Origin of the sequence: uncultured Methylibium sp. (assembly GCF_902826655.1) — a bacterium.
GTDB lineage: Bacteria > Pseudomonadota > Gammaproteobacteria > Burkholderiales > Burkholderiaceae_C > Methylibium.
Map to the genome: position 1 here is coordinate 56,255 of NZ_CADEFR010000010.1, position 21,133 is coordinate 77,387.

15 protein-coding genes are annotated in these 21,133 nt (G+C 69.1%); 7 read left to right on the plus strand and 8 right to left on the minus strand.

The annotated features are described in order from the left end of the window. The first annotated feature begins 587 nt into the window (after window positions 1-587). Both QZV97_RS06765 and QZV97_RS06770 read left to right on the plus strand, forming a co-directional pair. A complete protein-coding gene (locus QZV97_RS06765) occupies window positions 588-2,258 on the plus strand; it encodes a right-handed parallel beta-helix repeat-containing protein (protein ID WP_295640448.1) in 1,671 nt (556 codons plus the stop codon). Between the two features lie 262 nt (window positions 2,259-2,520). Further along, window positions 2,521-3,642: a glycosyltransferase family 92 protein gene (locus tag QZV97_RS06770; protein WP_295640450.1), complete on the plus strand. Its 1,122-nt coding sequence runs from the start codon at window positions 2,521-2,523 to the stop codon at window positions 3,640-3,642. Here QZV97_RS06770 and QZV97_RS06775 read toward each other — a convergent pair. Genes QZV97_RS06775 through QZV97_RS06790 form a run of 4 tightly spaced genes read right to left on the minus strand, consistent with a single transcriptional unit; the run spans window position 3,639 to window position 8,252 of the window. Then, window positions 3,639-3,884, minus strand: a complete 246-nt coding sequence (locus tag QZV97_RS06775) for an acyl carrier protein (protein ID WP_295640453.1) — start codon at window positions 3,882-3,884, stop codon at window positions 3,639-3,641. The genes QZV97_RS06770 and QZV97_RS06775 overlap by 4 nt on opposite strands. A gap of 9 nt (window positions 3,885-3,893) precedes the next feature. Then, window positions 3,894-5,732 carry an HAD family hydrolase gene (locus tag QZV97_RS06780; protein WP_295640455.1) on the minus strand — a complete coding sequence of 613 codons (1,839 nt, stop codon included), beginning with the start codon at window positions 5,730-5,732 and terminating at the stop codon, window positions 3,894-3,896. Next, entirely contained in the window at window positions 5,729-6,793 is a 1,065-nt protein-coding gene (locus QZV97_RS06785; protein ID WP_295640457.1) for a hypothetical protein, read from the minus strand. The genes QZV97_RS06780 and QZV97_RS06785 overlap by 4 nt, the downstream gene beginning before the upstream one ends. 37 nt (window positions 6,794-6,830) lie before the next feature. Continuing rightward, a complete protein-coding gene (locus QZV97_RS06790; RefSeq protein ID WP_295640459.1) occupies window positions 6,831-8,252 on the minus strand; it encodes an MBOAT family O-acyltransferase in 1,422 nt (473 codons plus the stop codon). A 227-nt stretch (window positions 8,253-8,479) separates the two neighbouring features. On the opposite strand from QZV97_RS06790, the gene QZV97_RS06795 reads away from it, so the two are divergent. The 4 genes from QZV97_RS06795 (at window position 8,480) to QZV97_RS06810 (ending at window position 14,133) form a co-directional block, all read left to right on the plus strand. Further along, complete coding sequence (locus QZV97_RS06795) at window positions 8,480-9,664, plus strand: glycosyltransferase family 4 protein (protein ID WP_295640461.1); 1,185 nt, start codon at window positions 8,480-8,482, stop codon at window positions 9,662-9,664. 549 nt (window positions 9,665-10,213) lie between these two features. Next, window positions 10,214-11,362, plus strand: coding sequence for a right-handed parallel beta-helix repeat-containing protein (locus QZV97_RS06800; protein ID WP_295640463.1), 1,149 nt, complete (start codon window positions 10,214-10,216; stop codon window positions 11,360-11,362). 233 nt (window positions 11,363-11,595) lie between these two features. Further along, on the plus strand, window positions 11,596-12,867 hold the full coding sequence (locus QZV97_RS06805; RefSeq protein ID WP_295640465.1) for a right-handed parallel beta-helix repeat-containing protein: 1,272 nt from the start codon (window positions 11,596-11,598) through the stop codon (window positions 12,865-12,867). Window positions 12,868-12,912: 45 nt separating this feature from the next. Further along, on the plus strand, window positions 12,913-14,133 hold the full coding sequence (locus tag QZV97_RS06810) for a glycosyltransferase (protein ID WP_295640467.1): 1,221 nt from the start codon (window positions 12,913-12,915) through the stop codon (window positions 14,131-14,133). Between the two features lie 6 nt (window positions 14,134-14,139). Here the strand turns inward: QZV97_RS06810 and QZV97_RS06815 are convergent, their stop codons facing one another. Both QZV97_RS06815 and QZV97_RS06820 read right to left on the minus strand, forming a co-directional pair. Further along, window positions 14,140-15,828 (minus strand): GMC family oxidoreductase, encoded by a 1,689-nt coding sequence (locus QZV97_RS06815; protein WP_295640469.1) that lies wholly within the window; start codon window positions 15,826-15,828, stop codon window positions 14,140-14,142. After that, window positions 15,825-16,748, minus strand: a complete 924-nt coding sequence (locus QZV97_RS06820; RefSeq protein ID WP_295640471.1) for an SDR family oxidoreductase — start codon at window positions 16,746-16,748, stop codon at window positions 15,825-15,827. Before QZV97_RS06820 ends, QZV97_RS06815 begins: the two co-directional genes overlap by 4 nt. Here QZV97_RS06820 and QZV97_RS06825 point away from each other — a divergent pair. Next, the gene (locus tag QZV97_RS06825; RefSeq protein WP_295640473.1) at window positions 16,725-18,068 is read left to right on the plus strand and encodes an SGNH/GDSL hydrolase family protein; all 1,344 of its coding nucleotides are present in this window, start codon (window positions 16,725-16,727) and stop codon (window positions 18,066-18,068) included. The genes QZV97_RS06820 and QZV97_RS06825 overlap by 24 nt on opposite strands. Window positions 18,069-18,091: 23 nt before the next feature. Here the strand turns inward: QZV97_RS06825 and QZV97_RS06830 are convergent, their stop codons facing one another. Both QZV97_RS06830 and QZV97_RS06835 read right to left on the minus strand, forming a co-directional pair. Beyond that, the gene (locus tag QZV97_RS06830; RefSeq protein ID WP_295640475.1) at window positions 18,092-19,483 is read right to left on the minus strand and encodes an oligosaccharide flippase family protein; all 1,392 of its coding nucleotides are present in this window, start codon (window positions 19,481-19,483) and stop codon (window positions 18,092-18,094) included. A gap of 53 nt (window positions 19,484-19,536) precedes the next feature. Further along, window positions 19,537-21,129, minus strand: a complete 1,593-nt coding sequence (locus QZV97_RS06835; RefSeq protein WP_295640477.1) for an O-antigen ligase family protein — start codon at window positions 21,127-21,129, stop codon at window positions 19,537-19,539. Window positions 21,130-21,133 lie beyond the last annotated feature (4 nt).

The following is a 21,133-nucleotide window of genomic DNA, read 5'->3' on the forward strand; positions in this document are numbered from 1 at the left end:
GGTGCCGCCATTCACCGTCAGTGTCATGAAGGGCGGCGCACGCGCATGCGTCAGACCTCTATTATTTGCGGCCGATGCACGTTTCGCCCCCCTAAATGGGTAGCCACCGCATGTTGTAGGCGCGCATCCGGACGGCCTTCGAGGCGGCGGCCGACGCACATCGCAGCGGATCGGCGATCGATCCCCGGCACGTCGTCGCCGCCTCGTCGCGCGGCGCCGGTCGCGACACCGGCGTGTCGCGTGAAAAAAGTCGTGTCGATCTCGCCAGGCCGCTCTCGCGCCTGCGCCGCGCGCGATCACCGCGCGATCGATCGCGCACCAGTCGTTACAGCTTGACCCGCGCGCTTACGTCTGACCGCTCATCGGGGTGTCCAGGGCGTCGTTATCAGAAGCAGTCCCGGGTTCGGGCGTCCACCGCGCATCGCACGGGACGTCGTGAGGCCGGCAGCAGTCACCCGGCGTCTTCCACGTTCCACGTCACACCGACCCCAGTCGGTCTGTCGCCGAGGTGCTGCTCTCGTCGCCGCCGCGCGTACCACGCCCGGGGTGTTTGTTGGGAACCGTTTTCTGGAACGTGAGTGATGATCATGAAGAACCTCTCTGTCTCGCGACTGCGCCTGCTGACGCTGATGATCGCCAGCTCGACCCTGCTGGCCGCCTGTGGCGGCTCGGGCGACTCGGCCGCTGAAGGCGCTGCCACCGACGAGTCGGCAGAGGCCCTGGCCTCGCGGCCCGTGACCGTCACCTGGAACAACCAGCGCTGGACGCAGGTCGCCTGGGAAGGCCGCAACTTCTCGGTCAACGGCGGTGCGCGTGAAGTGATCTTCGGCGACGGCGGTCGCTACGTGCAGCGCACCGTGTCCGGCTCCGCCAGCTGCTCCATCGCCTTCTTCGGCAGCGATCCGATCTCCGGCGTCTACAAGGCCTGCTACGTGAGCAACGGCAGCGCCGAACCGGCTCCTGCCCCGGCTCCCGCGCCGGCTCCTGCCCCCGCGCCGGCTCCTGCTCCCGCGCCGGCTCCTGCTCCCGCGCCGGCTCCTGCCCCCGCGCCGGCTCCGGCTCCGGCTCCGGCCCCCGCGCCGGCTCCCGCCCCGGCCCCGTCCGGCGCGACGGTCCTCTACTTCAGCGACTGCCAGACGGGTGCTGCATCCGGGTGCGTGGCGGGCAACAACGCCAACGCCGGCACCCAGGCCTCGCCCAAGCGCGACCTCTCCGGCATCAACGTCAACAACCTCGGCGCCGGCTCCCAGCTCTTCTTCGCCCGCGGCGGCTCCTGGAACATCGGCCAGCTCGAACTCGCCAACAACAACGTCTCCGCCTCCAACCCCCTCGTCCTGGACGCCTGGGGCTCCGGCGTCGCCCCCACCCTGCGCTCCACCTCCGCCGCCGCCGCCATCCAGCTCGGCGGCCGCTGGGGCAACACCGACAACGACGGCGGCTACGTCCTGCGCAACCTGCGCATCGACGGCCTGGGCACCGGCCAGACCGGCATCTGGCTGCTCCATAACGTCCACGACGTCACCATCGAGAACGTCGAGATCACCGGCTTCTGGATCGGCATCTACGGCACCCCGGGCTCCCCCTACGGCGTCAACAACGTCTCCCTGCGCAACTCCACCATCCGCCGCAATGGCTCCATGGGCTGGCTCGGCGGCGCCGACAACCTCACCATCGACAACGTCCTGTTCGAGGCCAACAACTTCAACGGCGACCCGCGCAACCACGCCCTCTATCTCAGCCACTCCGACAACGTGCGCATCACCAACAACCGCTTCATCCGCAACTCGGTCGTCAACGGCCAGTGCACCGGCGGCAACGTGACGGTCCACGGCGTCGTCAACGGCATGACCATCGAGAACAACCTCGTCGAGCAGGACGCCAGCGCCATGACCTGCTACGGCATGGCCATCACCTCGGGCTATGACTCGGTCGAGACCTTCCGCAACACCGTCGTGCGCGGCAACACCATCGTCAACCTCGGCCTGTGCTCGATCTGCGTCAACTCCGCCCCGGGCATCGTCATCGAGAACAACCGCTCCATCAACACCCGCGCCACCTACCACGTCGGCGTCGTCGAGCCCGCCAACGGCGAGCAGGACGTCGCCTCCACTGGCGCCGTCGTCCGCAACAACACCCTCTGCCAGACCACCCCGGTCAGCGGCGCCGCCGCGGTCGCGGTCGGAGCCGCCGGGGCCCTGCTGACGGGCAACGTGACCCTCACCGGCGCGCTCGCTTCGACCGGCGTCTGCGCTCGCTGAGGTCGCTCCGCGACCCCGGTCCCGCGCGAGGCCTGCCCTCGCACGGAACCGGCTCCACCCCCACCGCGCCCCCTCGGCCTCCCAGGCCCAGGGGGCGCGCCCTTTGGCGGGCACGCCGTCGCGGGCCTGCGGAAAAGCGTGACGAATGCGCTGCCGCGAGGGCCCGCCACCCCTAGTCGGATGGGGCCGCGCCGTCGCCGCAAGGGGCGTGCGCGACTATGCTTTGCGGTACTTCGCCAGCGACCGTCCCCCGCCCTTGCCGATGCGCCCCGACCTCACCCCCCTCGCGTTCGCCATCGCCTCGAGACCCGGCCGCTTCCTGTTCTTCGACGCCTTCGTCCGCGACCAGCGGCTGGTGCTCGTCTCGACCTACTACCCGGACGTCGTCTTCGACTTCGCACAGGTCGAGGTGCGACTCGACGGGCAACGTCTGAGTCATTTCGAGGAGATCGGCGCCAACGAGTACGAGCCCTCGCGGGCCATCGTCTACCCGCTGGCCGACCCGGGCCGCGGGCCGCGGCTCGAACTGCAGGTCAGCTACCAGGGCCAGCAGCTGACGGCGTCCCTCGCGCCCGACGCCGGACGGCCGACGCGCGAGTTCGCGATCGCGACGCTGTTCAAGGACGACTTCGCGGACATCCCGACCTTCTATCGCTACTACAAGCTGCAAGGCGTCGACCGCTTCTATCTCTACTACAACGGCGACCTCTCCAGGGTGCGCCGCCTGCTGCCGGACGCCGACGACATCGTCTATGGCGAATGGGACTTTCCGTACTGGCTCGATCCCGAGTCCGAGGCCTTCAAGTCGGGGCTGGTCGACCCGCAGGCCGCGCGCAACAAGCACCACGCGCAGACCGCCTTCCTGAGCATGGTCCGGCACCGCTACCTGGACGACTGCTCCTACCTGGCGCTGATCGACCTGGACGAGTTCCTCGGCATCCCGGGCGAGACGGTGCGCGACCACGTCGAGCGCGCCAACCTGCCCGCGCTGACCGCCCCCTGCCACTGGGCCGAGGTCCGCTCGCTGTCCTGGCTGCCGGGTGCGCTATGGCGCAAGCGCGGCGTGCGCGTGATGCTGGCGGCCCGGGCCCGGCTGTGGGAGGCCGTGCGGCGCCGCTTCGCCAGCCGCGCCGCGACGCCCAACCTCGCCTTCCGCGAACTGCGCCACGTCTGGGCCAATGCCCGCAGCGAGGGCGGGAGCCGCGTCAAGACGGTGTACCGGGGCGACTACCCGGGCTTGTTCGGCATTCACACGCCCAAGCCGCCGACCGTCGTGACGACCTCGGACCGCATGAAGCTCTTCCACATCGTCAACACCGGCCATGGACGTCACACCCGCATCCACGGCGACGCGGTGCCGGTGCCGCTGATCGCGCAGGGCTAGCCGGCGGCGCGCGCCTCGATCAGCGAGAGGAGTTCGCCGACGTCCTTCAGGCTCACCACCTCGCCGGTGCTGAAGCGGATGCCGAAGTGCTTCTCGATCATCACGACGAGCCGCACGTTGTTGAGCGAGTCCCAGCCCTTGATGTCCGCCGCGGTCGTACCGGCGTGGATCTCGATGTCGTCGTCATCGAACAGGTCGCGGAAGATCTCCTGCAGTTCGCCGCGAAAGTCCCGCATGGTCATGGTCTCCGATCAGTTGCGAATCTGGATGCTGTGCGACAGGCCGGGCGGCTCGTCGACGTCGTAGACCCAGGTCGACCCTTCGCCGCCGGACTCGATCTGCCGGAAGCCGAGCGTTGCGTAGTGTCCCTCGACGAGCTGGTTCTTGGCCGTCGGCAGGTAGCGGCCGCGCAGGCGCTTCAGGCCCTGGCGCCGGCAGAACGCCAGCAGCTGCTCCAGGTCCAGCACCTCGACGCCGCGCTTGAGCACGCGGCAGCTCATCAGCCACACCTCGATGTCGAGCAGGTCCGGCGCGTCGGCCGGCACGCTGCCCAGCACGACGCTGATCAGGCCGTTGTCGCCGAACTTGTCGGTGAGCCGCGTGGTCGAGGTGTACCGCTGCGAGTCGACCGCATGGGCGCGGACTTCGGCTTCGGTCATGCGCCGCGTCGTCAGGTTGAACTGGTTCGTCTTGTTGATCAGCTGCGTGGTGCGCGCGAGGTTCTGCTCGGTCACCGGCTCGACCACCGCCGTCATGCCGAGCTGGCGCAGGTAGTCGTCGTAGTTGGCGGCCGACTTCTCGAGGCTCTCGCGCGCGACATTGCCCTGGAAGAAGTCGCTGCGCTGCCGGTCCTCGGCGGTGACGCCGAGCGTGTCGAACCAGTGGCCGTCGACGAGGCACTGCACGTAATACGACGGATCGACCGGCACCTCCGGCACCGTCACCTCGGGCAGGCGGGACCGGACGAGTTCGCGCTCGGCGGGGTTGTCGTCGAAGAACACCAGCGCATCGGTCCCGATGTTGAGCTGCCGCGCGATCGTCGCGAGGTTGCCGTCCTTCGGCTCCCAGTTGGCGACGAAGCAGGCGATGTCGGATTCCTTCAGCACCATGTCGGGATGCTCGCGGAACGGCAGGACCGCGTTCTCGTGGTGGTTCTTGCTGGCCACCGCGAGCAGCACGCCGCGGTCCTTCAGTGCCTTGACGTAGCGCTGGAAGGCGACGAAGGCTTCGCCGGCCGGCACGCCGGCGCCGAGCTGGATGCCGCCCAGGCCGTCGTCGCCGATCACGCCGCCCCACAGCGTGTTGTCGAGGTCGAGCACCAGGCACTTCTTCGACTTGCCGAACATGGCCGCGAGTGCCGCCGCCAGGTGGTCGGCGTAGTGCGGCTGGCAGTCGAAGCTGATGGCGCACTTGGCCGAGTGATACAGCCGGGCGTCCGACCAGCGCGCCTTGCCGTGGGCGGCCGACAGCATGTCCACGTCGTGCAGGAAGACCTGCGGCGGCAGATGGCGCGCCAGTTCCAGGTTCACCGCGCGCAGCAGGCTGTTGCGGGTGCCGCCGAGCACGGCGTCGAGGCTGCCGTAGGGGCGCTCCATCTCGGTCGCGAAGTTGTCGGCCAGCACCTGACAGGCGAAGCGCTCCGCGGCCGTCGCATAGAGCGTGCGGAACCGGGTGGACTCGGCCGCGGCGCGGGCCGCGGCATCGTCCTCCAGGTAGGCGAACGGCAGGTTCTGGCTGCAGACGTGGAAGTGGATCACGTCCGGCCTGAACGCCCGCAGCGCCTCGGAATCGGACCAGATCTCCTGCTCGAACAGGCCGAAGTCGCTCTCGTAGATCTCGAGGTTGAGGCCGCGTCGCAGCGCGAACAGCCGCAGCAGCGGCACGAAGAACTGGGTCGTCGCGCCGCCCAGGATGGCCAGCCGCTTGCGCAGCGGCACCCGCGCGTCGAGGAGCTCGCGCGGGATCTTGTCCAGCGCCGTGCCGGCGTACTGCAGGTCGTCGATCGGATCCGACGGCGAGGCCCGCAGCAGCAGCGCCAGCGCCTCGTCGTGAGCGCCAGCGCGCAGGTGGGTCTTGAGTGCACTCTTCATCGGGTCGGTCCGCCGTCCTGGTCGAGCACCGCGAGCGTCGCCTGCGCGGCCTTCAGGTCGCATTGCGGCGTGAAGTGGCCGTCAGGGATGTAGTGGGTGCGGTCGGTCGACGGACACAGGTCGAAACTGCTGACGACCGGCACGCCCTTCGCCTCGAGCGTCCGGCGCAGCAGCACGTCCAGGTGGTTCGCGTAGTCGCGCGTCGAGAACAGCACGACGACGGGCTTCACGCCCTCGGCACGCAGGTCGTCGACCATGCGCTGCAGCACGGCCTCGAACACCTGGATGATGTGCGAGTCCTTCTTGAAGCCGCGGCTCCCGTAGGCCTGGGCCACGTAGTTGTCGGCGTGCCGCTTGGCCAGGCCGCGCCGCACGAAGCGGGCGATCAGGCTGTGGTCGAGGGCGCTGGCCGCGAACAGCGGGCGCTGGAAGGCGTCGTCGTGCCGCGCCATCACGTCGAGCTGGCGAGCCCACAGCGCCGGGTCGTCGCGGAAGGCCCGGGCCAGTTCGTCCGGCGAGTTGATCAGTGGCGTGCCGGTGCGCTCGATGCGACCATCGACCAGCTCGTAGCGCGGGAAGAAGTACGGCATCGGGGCGTCGGCGTTGACGCTGCCGATGTTCATCGTCAGCACCTGCGCGACGTCCTCGGAGGCGACGCCGATGACTGCCGTGCGCGTCTTGCGTTTGCTGCGGTCGAGCTCGTAGAAGCCGTAGGCGTGGTTCAGTGGCGCCCCCGGACCGCCGACGAAGCGCAATTTCAGGTCGGGCCGCAGCTCGCGCATCGCCTTGCCCAGGTTGCCGGCGAAGGAGCTGCCGTAGACCGTGACGTCGACATCGGCCGGCTTGTCGGCCAGCGCCGCCTCGTTGATCCACCCGGCGAACAGGATCGAGTTGGGTGCCGGGTTCGGCGTCGCGACCAGCTGGCGCAGCTTGCTCTCGTAGGACGAGCCGTACCAGAAATACGACCGCATCGACGCGTTGCGCAGCGGCGTGTGGTTGAAGGCGACCCAGCACAGCAGCTCGAAGAGCAGCAGCGTCACGACGAACCCGACGGCCGTCACGCCGGCAGCGCGCCAGCGCGACGCGGCCGGCGCGGCCTCAGAACTGGAAGTAGATGAACTGGGTGGATGCATTCGACAGCCCCATCAGCAGGAGCGTGAACAGCGTGGCGTACAGCGCGCCACGGACCATCGGCGGCCAGCGCAGGTAGAAGCGCTCGCTTTCGTGGCGGTAGGCCAGGTGGTCCAGCACGAGGAACAGCGGGATCGCCAGCAGCGTCGCGAAGGTCGGGCGCTTGAGGTGGAAGTCGAGCGCGCCGATGTGCGCGATCGCGCCGAGGAAGTCGCCGATCTGCTCGACCGAGGTGGCGCGGAAGATCAGCAGGCTCACCAGCGTCACGTGGAAGTAGAGCACGATCCAGAACGCGCCGGGGATGCGCTTGCGCAGCGGCTTCAGCGCCTTCGGCCACTTGACCAGCGACCACAGGATCAGCATCAGGCCGTGGTACAGGCCCCACAGGATGTAGGTCCAGGCCGCGCCGTGCCACAGCCCCATCAGCAGCATCGCGTAGAGGTGCGGGCGGGCCTCGTTGAGCTTGCTGTCGCCCTTGCGCAGGTAGTGCAGCGCGAGCGGCAGGTAGATGTAGTCCTTGACCCAGCTCGACAGGCTGATGTGCCAGCGCGTCCAGTACTCGGACGGCGACTTGGCATAGAACGGCGTCATGAAGTTCTTGATGACGTCGAAGCCCAGCATCCGCGCGACGCCGCGGGCGACGTCCGTGTAGCCGGAGAAGTCGCAGTAGATCTGCAGCACGTAGAGGTAGGAGGCCGCCGCCATGTCGGCGCCGCTGAACCCGCCCTGGCCGCTGAAGACCGGGTCGATGGTCTCGGACAGCCCATCGGCGATGACGATCTTCTTGAACAGGCCCAGCAGCACCAGGAAGGCGCCTCGCGTGAAGCCCTCGAGCGTCAGCACCCGCGCGGCGGCGATCTGCGGCAGCAGGCGCGTGGCGCGCTCGATCGGACCCGACAGCAGCAGCGGGAAGAAGGAGACGTAGAGCGCGCAGTCGGTGAAGCTCTCGACCGGCTTCAGCTTGCCGCGGTGGACGTCGAGCACGTAGCCGATCGCCTGGAAGGTGTAGAACGAGATGCCGACCGGCAGGACCAGGTTGAGGCCGACCCAGCCGAGCTTCATGCCGAACAGCGCGAGCAGGGCCTCGAAGGACTCGGCGAAGAAGCCGAGGTACTTGAACAGGCCCAGCACGCCCAGCAGCACGCCGACGGCCAGCAGCATCCAGCGCTTGCGCACGGCCGCGTCCTCGGTCCGGCCCATGGCCCGCGTGCACAGGTAGACGAGCACGGTGGACCCGAGGAGCAGGCCCATGAAGCGCCAGTCCCAGAAGCCGTAGAAGAAGTAGCTCGCGACGAGCAGCAGGTGGTTCTGCGCCCGGTGCTTCAGCACCGAGTACAGCGCCAGCACCACGGTCATGAAGACGAGGAAACTGAGACTGTTGAATAGCACGGAGGGCCCTCGATGCGCGCGGATTGTAGGGTCGCGTCCCGCGCGTTCTCGCCGTGGCGGAACCCCTCGTTCGCGCGTCGCGACACGCTTGCGCGCATGCGCTCGCGTCGCATCGGTACTTGGTCACGCGGGGCACCGGATCGAGGTGGCGATGCCGCCATCGGGTGCGGAAGCGACCACAATCGGGCGCTTCGCGCGCAGCGCTCCTCGTCCGTCACGCCCGCGTCATGGCCTCGTCGCAGAACACGCCCCAGCTGCTGTACATCGCTCCCGGTGATCCGTGGGACCGCTGGACCAACTCCGGCACCTCGATCTCTCTGATCGAGGGATTGCGTGCGAAGGGCCTGCTGTTCGGTGCACTGAGCCGCTTCGCGACCGACACGGCCGAGCTGCACGGCCGCAGCCCGCTGCGCCACCTGACGCGCGAGGCCGGCGGGCGCCTGTCGAAGCTGCTGCGCCGGCCGCCGCCGTCGCGGCCCGAGACCGTCGACGAGCGTGCCGAGCCCTGGGCGTCGGTGCTGCGCCGGCTGCCGCCGAACAGCTGGGTGCTGTACCACTACGCCTTGCCCGAGATCGATCGCTCGCTGCCGATCCGGCGCGTGCTGTTCCAGGACATGACGGTCGACGACGCCGTCGCCGCGCGCGGCTTCGGCTGGAGCCGCCTCAGCGCCGCCGAGGTCGACGAGCGCCGGGCGCGCACCGCGCAGGCCAACCGCGACGCCGATGCGATCGTGTCCTTCGCGGGCTTCGTGGCCGACACCATGCATGCGCAGTACGGCATCCCCAAGTCCAAGGTCTTCCCGATCGGGGGCGGTCCGATCCGCCGCTGGGACCGGCCGGTGCCGGCCGACCTCGAGCGCTATCGCCAGCGGCACGTGCTGTTCTGCGGCCGGGCCTGGGAGCGCAAGGGCGGGCCGGTCCTGATCGAGGCCTTCCGGCGCGTGCGCCGCGAGCTGCCCGATGCGAAGCTGACCGTCGTCAGCTCCGGCGCGCCGCCGCTGAACGAACCCGGCGTCGAGCAGCTGGGGCTGATCGACGACGCGCGGCTGCACCAGCTCTTCAGCACCTGCTCGCTGTTCACGATGCCCAGCATCTGCGAGTCGTGGGGGCTGGTCTACGTCGAAGCCGCCGCCCACGGCTGCCCGACGGCCAACTGGAGCAACTGGGCCTTGCCCGACATCGTCGACCGCAACGTCACCGGCGTGCTGACCGACCGCCACGACGCCGACGGCCTGGCCGAGGCGCTGGTCGAGGCGCTGCGCGACCCGCAGCACCTGATGGAGATGGGGCAGAACGCCGTCCGGCGCGTGCACGAGGTGCTGGACTGGCCGCACGTGATGGACCGCTTGCTGGCCGCCACCTTCCCCGAGGCGCTGGACGGCCGCGAGCCGGTGTGGATGCGGCCGCGCTGAGCGCAACCGTCCCCCATCCGCCCGCTGGCCATCAGATGTAGCGGTCTGTAACTTCTGCGCCTGGCGCCGTGCCGGCGCACCGGTCGAATCGGTCACGCAAAACTGCGCTTTCGACCGCCCCTGCCCAGCGTCGAGGCCCGGTCGGCGAGCGGCGAGGCATTACCTCCTGCGACAAATTGGACCCCCACTTCGAGGGGGGCTGTCCCCGACAATCCTTGAACTTCTCGCCGGCTCAAGGCGGTCTGTTCCGACAGCCCCTGACCCAGAGCCTGCGAGCGGTCCGTCGAAGCGCCGATCCGGTGCCCAGCACGGCCCAAAGACCTCGATCCAGTCCATCGCATGCACCAGCCGAACCGCCCTGCGCCGCAGTCCACCGCGACCCGCCTCCTCTTCCTGTCCATGGCCTTTGCGGTATTGAGTGCCTGCGGCGGCGGCGGTGGCGGCGAGACCGCGGGTTCCGAGGGTCCGGTGGGCACACCGTCCCCGTCGCCTTCTCCGTCGCCCTCACCTTCCCCGTCGCCGTCCCCGGCGCCGCCGGCGGGTGCCACGGTGACGCTCTACTTCAGCGACTGCCAGACGGGCGCTGCGTCCGGGTGCGTGGCGGGCAACAACGCCAACGCCGGCACCCAGGCCTCGCCCAAGCGCGACCTCTCCGGCATCAACGTCAACAACCTCGGCGCCGGCTCCCAGCTCTTCTTCGCCCGCGGCGGCTCCTGGAACATCGGCCAGCTCGAACTCGCCAACAACAACGTCTCCGCCTCCAACCCCCTCGTCCTGGACGCCTGGGGCTCCGGCGTCGCCCCCACCCTGCGCTCCACCTCCGCCGCCGCCGCCATCCAGCTCGGCGGCCGCTGGGGCAACACCGACAACGACGGCGGCTACGTCCTGCGCAACCTGCGCATCGACGGCCTGGGCACCGGCCAGACCGGCATCTGGCTGCTCCATAACGTCCACGACGTCACCATCGAGAACGTCGAGATCACCGGCTTCTGGATCGGCATCTACGGCACCCCGGGCTCCCCCTACGGCGTCAACAACGTCTCCCTGCGCAACTCCACCATCCGCCGCAATGGCTCCATGGGCTGGCTCGGCGGCGCCGACAACCTCACCATCGACAACGTCCTGTTCGAGGCCAACAACTTCAACGGCGACCCGCGCAACCACGCCCTCTATCTCAGCCACTCCGACAACGTGCGCATCACCAACAACCGCTTCATCCGCAACTCGGTCGTCAACGGCCAGTGCACCGGCGGCAACGTGACGGTCCACGGCGTCGTCAACGGCATGACCATCGAGAACAACCTCGTCGAGCAGGACGCCAGCGCCATGACCTGCTACGGCATGGCCATCACCTCGGGCTATGACTCGGTCGAGACCTTCCGCAACACCGTCGTGCGCGGCAACACCATCGTCAACCTCGGCCTGTGCTCGATCTGCGTCAACTCCGCCCCGGGCATCGTCATCGAGAACAACCGCTCCATCAACACCCGCGCCACCTACCACGTCGGCGTCGTCGAGCCCGCCAACGGCGAGCAGGACGTCGCCTCCACTGGCGCCGTCGTCCGCAACAACACCCTCTGCCAGACCACCCCGGTCAGCGGCGCCGCGGCAGCCGCCGTCGGGGCCATCGGTGCCATCCTGAGCGGCAACGTCACCTTGACGGGAGCTTCGGCCTCGACCGGCGTCTGCGCCCGCTGAGCCCGTCGTCCCGGACTCGGCGGGTCGGCAGGACCGCCGCGTTCTGATCGCCATCGCGCCGCCCGGCCTCCAGGCCCGGCGGCGCGACTGCTTGTGGCTCTGCCGGCCATCGATCGCCACCCCAAGGACGGGGGCTCGGCAACGGGCCGTCGTCGACGGGCGCTCCGTTAACATCCCTCGACGCTGACGCCCTAGCCTGCACCGGGGCGCCCTTCAACCGGACCGGAGATCAGATGATCGGCATGCCCGTCTTCGGCCGCACGACTCGCCCGCTGCGTCTGCGTCACGGCCTGCTGTGGGCGCTGACCCTGGGGCTGGCCGGACTGGCCGGCTGCGCCAACCTGGCGTCCGCCCGCAGCTATCACTTCAGCGATTGCCAGGAAGGCGCCGCGCCCGGCTGCGTGCCCGGCAGCAACGGCAACCCGGGGACGGCCGCCGCGCCCAAGCGCGACCTGTCCGCGATCGACGTCAACTCGCTGGCACCGGGTTCGCAACTGCTGTTCCGCCGGGGTGGGTCGTGGAACCACCGCATGCTGGAGCTCGAGAACGACTACGTCACGCCGACCGCTCCGCTGGTGTTCGACGCCTACGGCGAGGGCCCGCTGCCGCTGCTGCGGACCGCACGGGCCAACGCCTTCCTGGTCGGGGGCCGCTGGGCCAACACCAGCAACGACGGTGGCTACACCTTCCGCAACCTCAAGCTCGATGGGCTCGGCACTGCGGACTGGGGCATCTGGCTCGTCCACAACGTGCGCAACGTGACGGTCGAGAACGTCGAGATCACCGGCTTTCACATCGCCATCCACGCCAGCGGCGGCGGCCCGCACGGCATCCACCACGTGATCGTGCGCAACTCGACCATCCGGCGCAACGGCTCGATGGGATTCCTGGGGACGATCAACGACAGCGTCTTCGAGGGCAACCTGTTCGAAGCCAACAACTTCTCGGGCAGCAACCGCAACCACGCGATCTACCAGTCCGGCGGCAACAACAACACCTTCCGCAACAACAAGCTGATCCGCAACTCGGTCGCCAACGGCACCTGCACCGGGGGCAACTTCACGGTCCACGGTCAGGTGGACCGCCTGCTGATCGAGGGCAACCTGATCGAGCAGGACGCTGCGGCCGGCGGCTGCTACGGCTTCAGCGTGACGACCGGCTACGACTCGAACGAGTGGTTCCGCAACGTCGTCGTCCGCGGCAACACGGTCGTCAATGTCGGCTACTGCGCCGTGTGCGCCAATGCCGCGCCGGGCATTGTGATCGAGGGCAACCGGCTGATCAACACCGCCAGCACCTACCAGGTCAGCGTGCAGATCCCGACCAGCAAGCGCAGCCCGGGCGACGACGAGGACGCGCGCGCGGTCGTACGCAACAACGTGATCTGCCACGCCGCGCCGGCGAGCGGCAGCACCGACGTGCGCGTCGCCGGCGACGGCGCCCAGGTGAGCGGCAACGTCTACCGACGCGACCGGGACGCGACGACGGGGCCGTGTGCCCGTTGAGCGGACCCGCAGGGACCATCAACGCAGAGCCAGCCAACGCGCAACATGATCAATGACGACGTGGTCATCTTCCTCATCGCCCCCAACGTCGGCGAGCAGATGGGAGGAGAAGCCATCAAGGCGCTGCAGATCTTCCAGGAACTGAAGAAGGTCCATCGCCACACCTACCAGATCACGCACGCGCGCAACGTCCCGGAGGTCCGCGACCGCCTGAAGCTCGACGACGTGTTCTTCGTCGAGGATGACTGGCTGACGATGGCGCTGTGGCGGACGAAGGTCCTCGGCTTCCTGATCAACAGCGTGTTCAGCAAGCGTGCGGTCCAGCTTGCGGAGCGCAAGGCGCAGGAGCTCGGGCTCGCCGATCGCTTCGTGATCCTGCATCAGACCGAACCCAACTCGCCGGTCACGCCGCGCAGCATCTCGCGCCGCCACCGCAACGTGTTCGGGCCGATCAACGGCAACATCTACTACCCGGCGATCTTCCGGGCCCACGAGAAGCTGCAGGCCCGCATCCGCCGCATCTTCCACATGCCGACGCAGAGGCTCAACCGCCTGCTGTTCAGCGACCTCAAGAAGGCCGACATGATCCTGTGCGCGGGCGGCGACCGCACGCGGGTTTCGCTGCGCGCCGCCGGCTGCCCCGAGGCCATCGTCCGCGAGTCGCTCGACTGCGGCATCCGCGAGGAACTGCTGCAGCGCCCGCGCGTCACGCATCAGGGCAACAACCCGCGCTTCCTGCACTTCGGGCGGCTGGTCTTCCACAAGGGCACGGCGCTGATCATCGAGTCGCTGCCGAAGACGCGGCAGCGCATCTGCCTCGACATCGTGGGCCGCGGCCCCGAGCTCGAGAACTGCCAGGCGCTGGTCGCGCGCCTCGGCCTCGGCGACCGCGTGCGCTTCCTCGGCTGGTACGAAAGTCACCAGGACCTGTTCGCCTCCTTCCACCAGTACCGCGGCGTGCTCCTGCCCAGCATCGAGGACGCGAACGGCATCGTCGTCCAGGAGGCGATGGCGGCCGGCCTGCCGCCGATCTGCCTGGATTGGGGCGGCCCGCAGCTGCTGGTCGACGACGGCGTCAACGGCTTCCTCATCGAGCCGCGGACCCGGGACCACATCACCGATGCGATCGCCGCCCGGCTCGACAGGCTGACCGAGGACGCGGCCCTGGCGGAGTCGATGTCCGTCGCCGCGCGGGCCAAGGCCGAGGCCTGGCGCTGGCCCCGCATCATCGAGAGCTGGTCCGGCCTCTACGCCCAGCTGCGCTGAGCACCCCTAGGCGGCGCGCCGGCCCGGCGCGAGCTGCGCGTCGACGGCCTGCGCCACGCGCAGCGCGTTGGCGGCGATGGTCAGGCTCGGGTTGGTGCCGCCGCTGGAAGGGAAGAACGACGCGTCGACGACGTAGAGGTTCGACAGCCCGTGCGCCTTGTTGTCGCGATCGAGCACGCTCGTCGCCGGGTCGTCGCCGAAGCGGCAGGTGCCGCAGACATGACCGAAGTTGATGTTGTTCTCGCCCGAGAGCACGATGACGCGATGCGGCGCGAGCCGTTCCGCCAATCGGCGCCTGAAAGCCTTCACGCGGGCGCTCAGTTCCTCGGGATAGCGGTACTCGAAGCGCATGCCGCTCGCGGCCTGCGGATCGGCAACGACGCGGTTGTCGTGGTACGGCAGATCCTCGACGATCGTCGCCCAGACGGCAGCGTTCTTGAAGTTGAGGCCGTGGAACATGATCATCGCCGCGAGCCGCACGAAGGGACTCGACAGCTTGCGCCACCAGGTTGGCCGCGGGCTGGCCAGCCGGGTCCACCAGCGCGGATCGGTCTGGGCGACATCGCGCATGTACTGCATGATCTGGCCGACGCCGATCGCTGCACCGGCCGTCTGGAACGTGCCGAGCTTGCGGCCGCCCTCCTGGTAGAAGTCGTTGAGCGCGAGCGTCTTCTGCGGGCCGTCGCCCGACAGGCGCTCGAGCGGCCGCACGGCGACGAAGTCGCTGGCGTGGAACATCAGGTTGCGCCCGACCAGCCCCGAGCGATTCGCCAGGCCATCGGGCCAATGCTCGTTGCGGGAGTTGAGCAGCAGCACGGGCGACATGTAGGCGCCTGCAGCCAGCGCCACGACCTTGGCGCGCAGCGCGAACTCGCGACCATCGCGGCGACACCACAGTCGCTTGACGTCGCGTGCGTCGGCTTCGAGCCTCAGCACCTCGCACTGCGCCAGCAGGCTCGCGCCGTGCTGGCGCAGCGCCGGCAGCATGCAGATCCAGGCCGAGTCGCTCTTGCAGGCGCGCGCGCAAGGCCCCTCGCCGCAACCGTTGCAGCCTTCGACGAACTCGTAGCCGGCGTGGATGCGGTAGGGATGCAGGCCGCGAGCCTCGAACGACGCGCAGAAGTGGCGGTCGCGGGCGTTCAGTGCCGGCGGCTCGCGCAAGGACGGCGCCAGCGCCGCGTCGAGCGGGTCCTGGCTGCCGCGCACCCGGTACAGCGACTCAGCCTGCTCGTAGAAGGGCCGCAGCTCTTCGTAGGCGATCGGCCAGCGCTCGGGCAGGGTCGAGTCGGCGACGTCAGGGAAGTTGCCGCGCGGGCGGAAGTCGGCCGGCGAGAAGCGCTCGAGCCCCGCCGCGTACAGGGCCGTCGAGCCGCCGGACCCGCAGCCGAGCGGCGCGAAGAACTCGATCTCGCCGAAGCTGGTGCGTCCCTTCAGACGCGTCGGCCAGCGGCCGCGTTGCAGCCGCGCTTCCTCGGAATCGGCATCGACGTCCGGGCCGCGGCCGCCGTCCGTGGGCGACTTCGCCAGGCCGCCGAACTCCCCGTGCAGGAACAGGCCCTTCTCGATGAACAGCACGCGATGCCCACGCCGGGCCATCTCGAACCCGAAAGTGGCTCCGCCCATGCCGGTGCCGATGACCGCGACGTCCCATTCGGTGGCCTCGGGATCGGCCGGGACGTGTGCCCCCGGACTCATGCGCTCCTGGACAGCCCGAGGGCCTTCTTCACCCAGCGCTTCAGCCGGGTCCGCCGCCCGACGTTCTCCTCGTAGAGCGCGCTCTGGACAAAGGTCTGGCCGGTCGGGCCGCCCCTGGGCAAGCCCGCAACGAAACGGAGGTGCGGATAGATGGCCGCGGTGTCCTCGCCGGACTCGCTCATGCGGGTCCGCACGATGCCCGGCATCAGCTGGTTGACCAGGACATCGGGGAAGCGCGAACGGTCGATCTCGCTGGCCAGCGCCTTCGTCAGCGGCCCGACTGCGCCCTTGGACACCGAGTAGGCCGAGCTGTTGGGAATCGGACCGCGCCAGGCGAACGAACCGAGGTTGACGATGCGTCCGAAGCCGTTCGCCAGCATGTCCGGCAGCGCCATCCGGCAGCACAGTGCCATGCCGATCACGTTGACCTCGATGACACGACGCCAGTCCTCGTGCGAGCCCTCGAGAAAGCCCTGCTTCGGATACAGCGCCGCATTGTTGACCAGCACGTCGACGCGGCCCGAGATCGCCTTCGCCTCGACGAACAGGCGCTCCACGTCGTCAGGGCGCGACACGTCGCCGACCACGAAGCTCATGGCGCCCGGCCGGCACATGGCCATCGTCTGCTCGAGGTCGCTGCGGGTGCGTCCGATACCGACCACGCGTGCGCCGTCGGCGCAGAAGCCCACCGCCGCAGCGCGTCCGATCCCGGATCCGGCACCGGTGACGATCACCGTCTTCCCAGAAAAATCCATGGTGACTCCGCAACCCGACACGCGCTGATGGAACAATCGCTCGGCGGCGGGATGGTACCGCAGGAGGTAGGAATGAATCAGTCGCGCATGCCACTCGGTCGAGTGGTCCGGGCGCTGTTGCTGCTGCTCGGCGCCTTGCTCTTGGCCTATGCCATTTCGGACCATCCGTTCTACGGCGGTGAGCCCGGGTTCGGGCGACTGCAGTCGCTGATCGCCGCGGTCGGCGTCGCGCTCGCGGTCGCGGCAGCCCTGCCGCTGCGCTTCGCCGAACGCGTCCTGCTGGTCGCTGTGACCTGCCTCGTCATGCTGGCGCTGGCGGAGGCCGCTGCTGCCATCGTCCTCGGGCAGTCGATCCGCCCGATCTACCAGACGGACGAACGACTGATCTTCAAGTTCATTCCCGATCGGCAGAGCGTGATGAAGCGGCTGCCGGCCAACGGCGGCACCGTCGTCGGCCATCGCATCAACACCGACGGGTTTCGCGGGGAGGAGCTGCTGCCGGCCGGCAGCGCGAGGCGCGTCGTCATCTATGGCGACTCCTTCATCCATGCCTCCTACACGCCCGACGACGAGACCTTCGCGGTCGTGCTGGGCCGGCAGCTGCAGGCAGCAGCCGGCGCGCGCATCGAGGTGGTCAACGCCGGCGTCAGCTCGTACGGCCCGGACCAGATCATCCTCAAGATGGAGGACGAGTTGCCGCGGCTGCGTCCCGACCTCGTGGTCGTCTCGGTGTTCGCCGGCAACGACTACGGCGACCTGATGCGCAACAAGCTCTTTCGGCTGGGCGCCGACGGTCGGCTCGTCGCCAACCGCTGGACGCTGGATCCTGCCGTGCGCAGCAAGCTCGAGCTCAGCCAGCGCGAGTCGCTCCTGCTGCGCGCACTGCGGCAGATGCTCGGATCGTTCCGATCGCGCGGTGGCGCCGACGGCGCAGCGAACGAGGCCGCGAAGTTCTCGGACTGGGACTTCCTGCTGGCCGAGGCGGAGCGCGAGTACCGCAGCTTCATCGTCGACGGCAACGACGTCGTCACGAACACGCACGTCGACTACTACAGCGCCGACGTCAGCCTGCAGCCGGAGAGCCCTTCGGCACGCTACAAGGTGGCGCTGATGCGCGCGGTGCTGCAGCGCATCCGCGATGTCGCCCGGGCTCAGGGCGTACCGCTCGCCTTCCTCTTCATTCCCCATCCGAACGACGTGACGGACAAGTACGACTGGGGTCCAGTCGATCGGGCCCGCTTCCCCAGCTACGACGGACGCAACCAGACCGCACCACTCGAAGACGCGGCACGCTCGCTCGGTGTGCCCTTCGTCAACCTCTACGAGCCCTACCGCGCCGTCGATGCCAGCCAGCTGTACTTCCGTGGCGGCGACGATCACTGGAACGCGGCCGGCCAGCGCATGGCGGCGGAGTTGATGGCGCGGCTGACCGCACCGATGCTCCCTCCGGGCCTGCCTGCCGCTGCGTCGGCACCGGCGCGCTGAGACGCCGAAGCTTCAGGACAGGATCAGTACAGGACCCAGGCCAGGGCCTTGTCAAGCAGCCAGCCCACTGCGCCTCCGGCGACGAGGGCGACCGGCAGGCAGGCGTCGTTCCAGAGGCTCGTCAGGCCCTCCTTGTAGCGGAACCACAGCGCGATCGGCCAATGCGCGAACTGGCTCAGCACGATGGCCGTGAGCGCGCCATCCAGCTGGTAGTGCGCAAAGCCCAGGGGCAGGCCGACCAGCAGCACGACGACGCGCGGCAGCATGCTGGCGGCCACCAGCGAGTTGCGCCCCATCGCCGTGTAGACGAGCTCGACGAGGAACATCCGGGCACCGAGCGAGCCGATCGCGAGCACCGCGAAGATGTGGCCGGCGCCCTGGTAGCGGTCGTCGTACAGCAGGTCGATGATCGTCTCGCTGGCCATGAACATCGCGCCGGCCAGCAGACCCAGCGAGACGTCGATCAGCTGCTGGAACTTGCGATAGGTGCGCGGCAGATCAGCGCGGCGCTCGCGCACCACCTCGCTGACGGCCGGATAGACGACGCGCATCATCACCATGTTCAGCACCGTCGAGCCGAGCGTGGCCAGGCCGAAGGCGATCGAGTACAGGCCGAAGCTGGTGCTGTCGGCCAGCCCGCCGAGCAGCAGGCGATCACCGTTGGTGGCGATGAAGCCCATCAGGGTGGTCAGCAGGATCCACTTGCCCTTGCTGATCAGTTCCCTGAAGGCTTCGGGCTCGAGCCGCAGGGCCGGTCTCGGGCCCTCGAGCAGCAGGTGCGACAGCACGCACTTGAGCAGCGACGTCACGAGGCCGCCGACCACCAGCGCCCACACCGACGCCGTCCACAGGGCCAGGCCGACCGTCACGACCAGCGACCCGAGCCCGGCCGCGATGTCGACCAGGGAGAGCTTGCGCAGGTCCAGGTTGCGCTCGGCCAGCTTGTTGTTGACCGAGCCGAATCCGATGATCGCCAGGCCGAAGGTCGCCACCGCGATCATCGGCGGCAGTTGCGGGTCGGCGTAGACGGTGCCGGCGACGAACCAGCCCCAGGACTGTCCGAGGGCCACGGTGGCCGCCACGACGAGGCCGAGCATCCACAGCGCCAGGCCGCGGATGATCTGCAAGGTCCAGGCGGTGTGCAGGAAGGCCCGCTCCGCACCGCGGTGGCTCTGCACGATGACGGTCCCGGCTCCGATGTCGGAGATCAGGTTGAGCGCCATCATCAGCGTCGAGATCACCGCCATGATGCCGAAGGCGTCGGGCATCAGCAGGCGGGCGAGGATCAGGTTGCCGATCAGGCGCGTGACCTGGCCGACCACGTGTCCGCCGCCCACCCAGGCACCCGCGCGCAGGCTGCGACGGCGCAGCGAGGCGCTGCGTTCGCGGGGATTGGACGGGACGTCGGTGCGCATGCTTCAACCGCGGTCGACGCCGCCGCCGGAGGCGCCGGAAGCGAAACGGCAGCTCATCGCGCCGGCCCGCGCCAGCCGCCGGCCAGGGGCGCCGCGCGCTGGGGGAATCGCGCAGAACGCGCCGGGCCGCGCAGCCCGGCGGCCACCGCTTCGGTCGTGGCCTCGGTGCGAGGCAGCCGCAGGTAGCCGGCCGCCAGCCCGACGACGATCCAGTAGATCTGGGGCACGGCGACGATCGACGAGACCGTCCCGATCGTGATGAGGATGGCCGTCAGGCAGGCGAGCAGGCCCCGTCCGAGTCGGTACCACTCGCTGTCGCGGTCCTTCTTCTCGATCCACAGGCGCCGGATGATCGCGCCCACGGTGATCGCGAACGGCGCGGCGAAGAGCGTCAGGCCGACGACGCCCATGTTGAGCGCGACCGCCAGGTAGGTGTTGACCATGTCGATGATGCCGTCGCCGCCGCGCATCTGCTCCAGGTCCGGGTGGTAGCCGATGCCCCAGGTGCCGAACAGCGGGAAGTTGGCCAGCACGCTCAGCGTGACGTCGGCCAGGCGCTGGCGGAACTGCACGTTCTGGGCCTCGACCGTGCCGACGAAGGGCAGGTAGTCGATCATCTTCTGGCCCTGCGGCGTCATCAGCAGCAGCGGCAGCAGGACCATGGCCGCGAGCAGCGCCCGGCCGACCCGGGACTGCACGCGCGCGCCGGTGAACAGCAGCACGACGGCCAGGCCGGCTGCCCCGACCCAGGGGCCGCGCGACATGGCGGCGACCAGGCCCAGCGACAGCACGACCACCACCGCCAGCCAGTGCCGATGCTGGCGGAACGACGGGCGCAGGAAGACGAGGAAGGCGAGCGCCGTGGCCATGATGTAGCCCAGCACGATCGACTGCCCGGACGTGACCTGCGCCCGCAGGATGCCGTCGCCACGGCGCAGCATCAGCCCCAGGCCCGAGAACGGCAGGTTCATCGAACTCTCGATGCTGGCGTACAGCAGCCAGCTGCGCACCGCCTCGAAGACGGCCATCGGGCTCATGATCAGCACCGCGATGACGTAGCAGAACAGGCCGTCGCGGTAGTCGCCCAGCGTGCGCAGGCCGCGGCTCGCCACGTAGTACAGCAGGAAGATGTCGAGGAAGACCTCGATGGCGTTGCGGACCGTGCTCGTCAGCGTCGTCGCGTTGGAGGCGTCGACGAGGAACAGCAGCGCCATGTAGCCGGCGATGAACTTGTCGGTCACCGTGCGGCCGAAGGGGATCACGCCGGGCGTGCGCCGGAGTGCCAGGTAGGCGGGCAGCAGCAGCAGCAGCGCCAGCCAGCGGAAGTGGTGCATCTGCAGCCACAGGGTGCCGCCGGTGCGCAGGTCGACGCGGAACGGCGGGATCGCGAACATCAGGAACAGGAACAGGCACAGCCGGTTGCTGTCGCGCTTGCCGGCGACCGCGATCAGCGGCGCGGTCAAGAGCGCGTAGATCCAGTAGTTGTGCGCAAGGAAGGCCGCCATCGTCACGGCGATCCACGCCAGCGTCCGGCGCCGGAAGTCGGCCGGATCGACGACGCCCTCGACCGCGAAGCGGCGCGCCATCCAGAGCACGGTGCCACCGAGCACCAGGATGACGATGAGCGCCTTCAGGTGGGCTGACATGGGC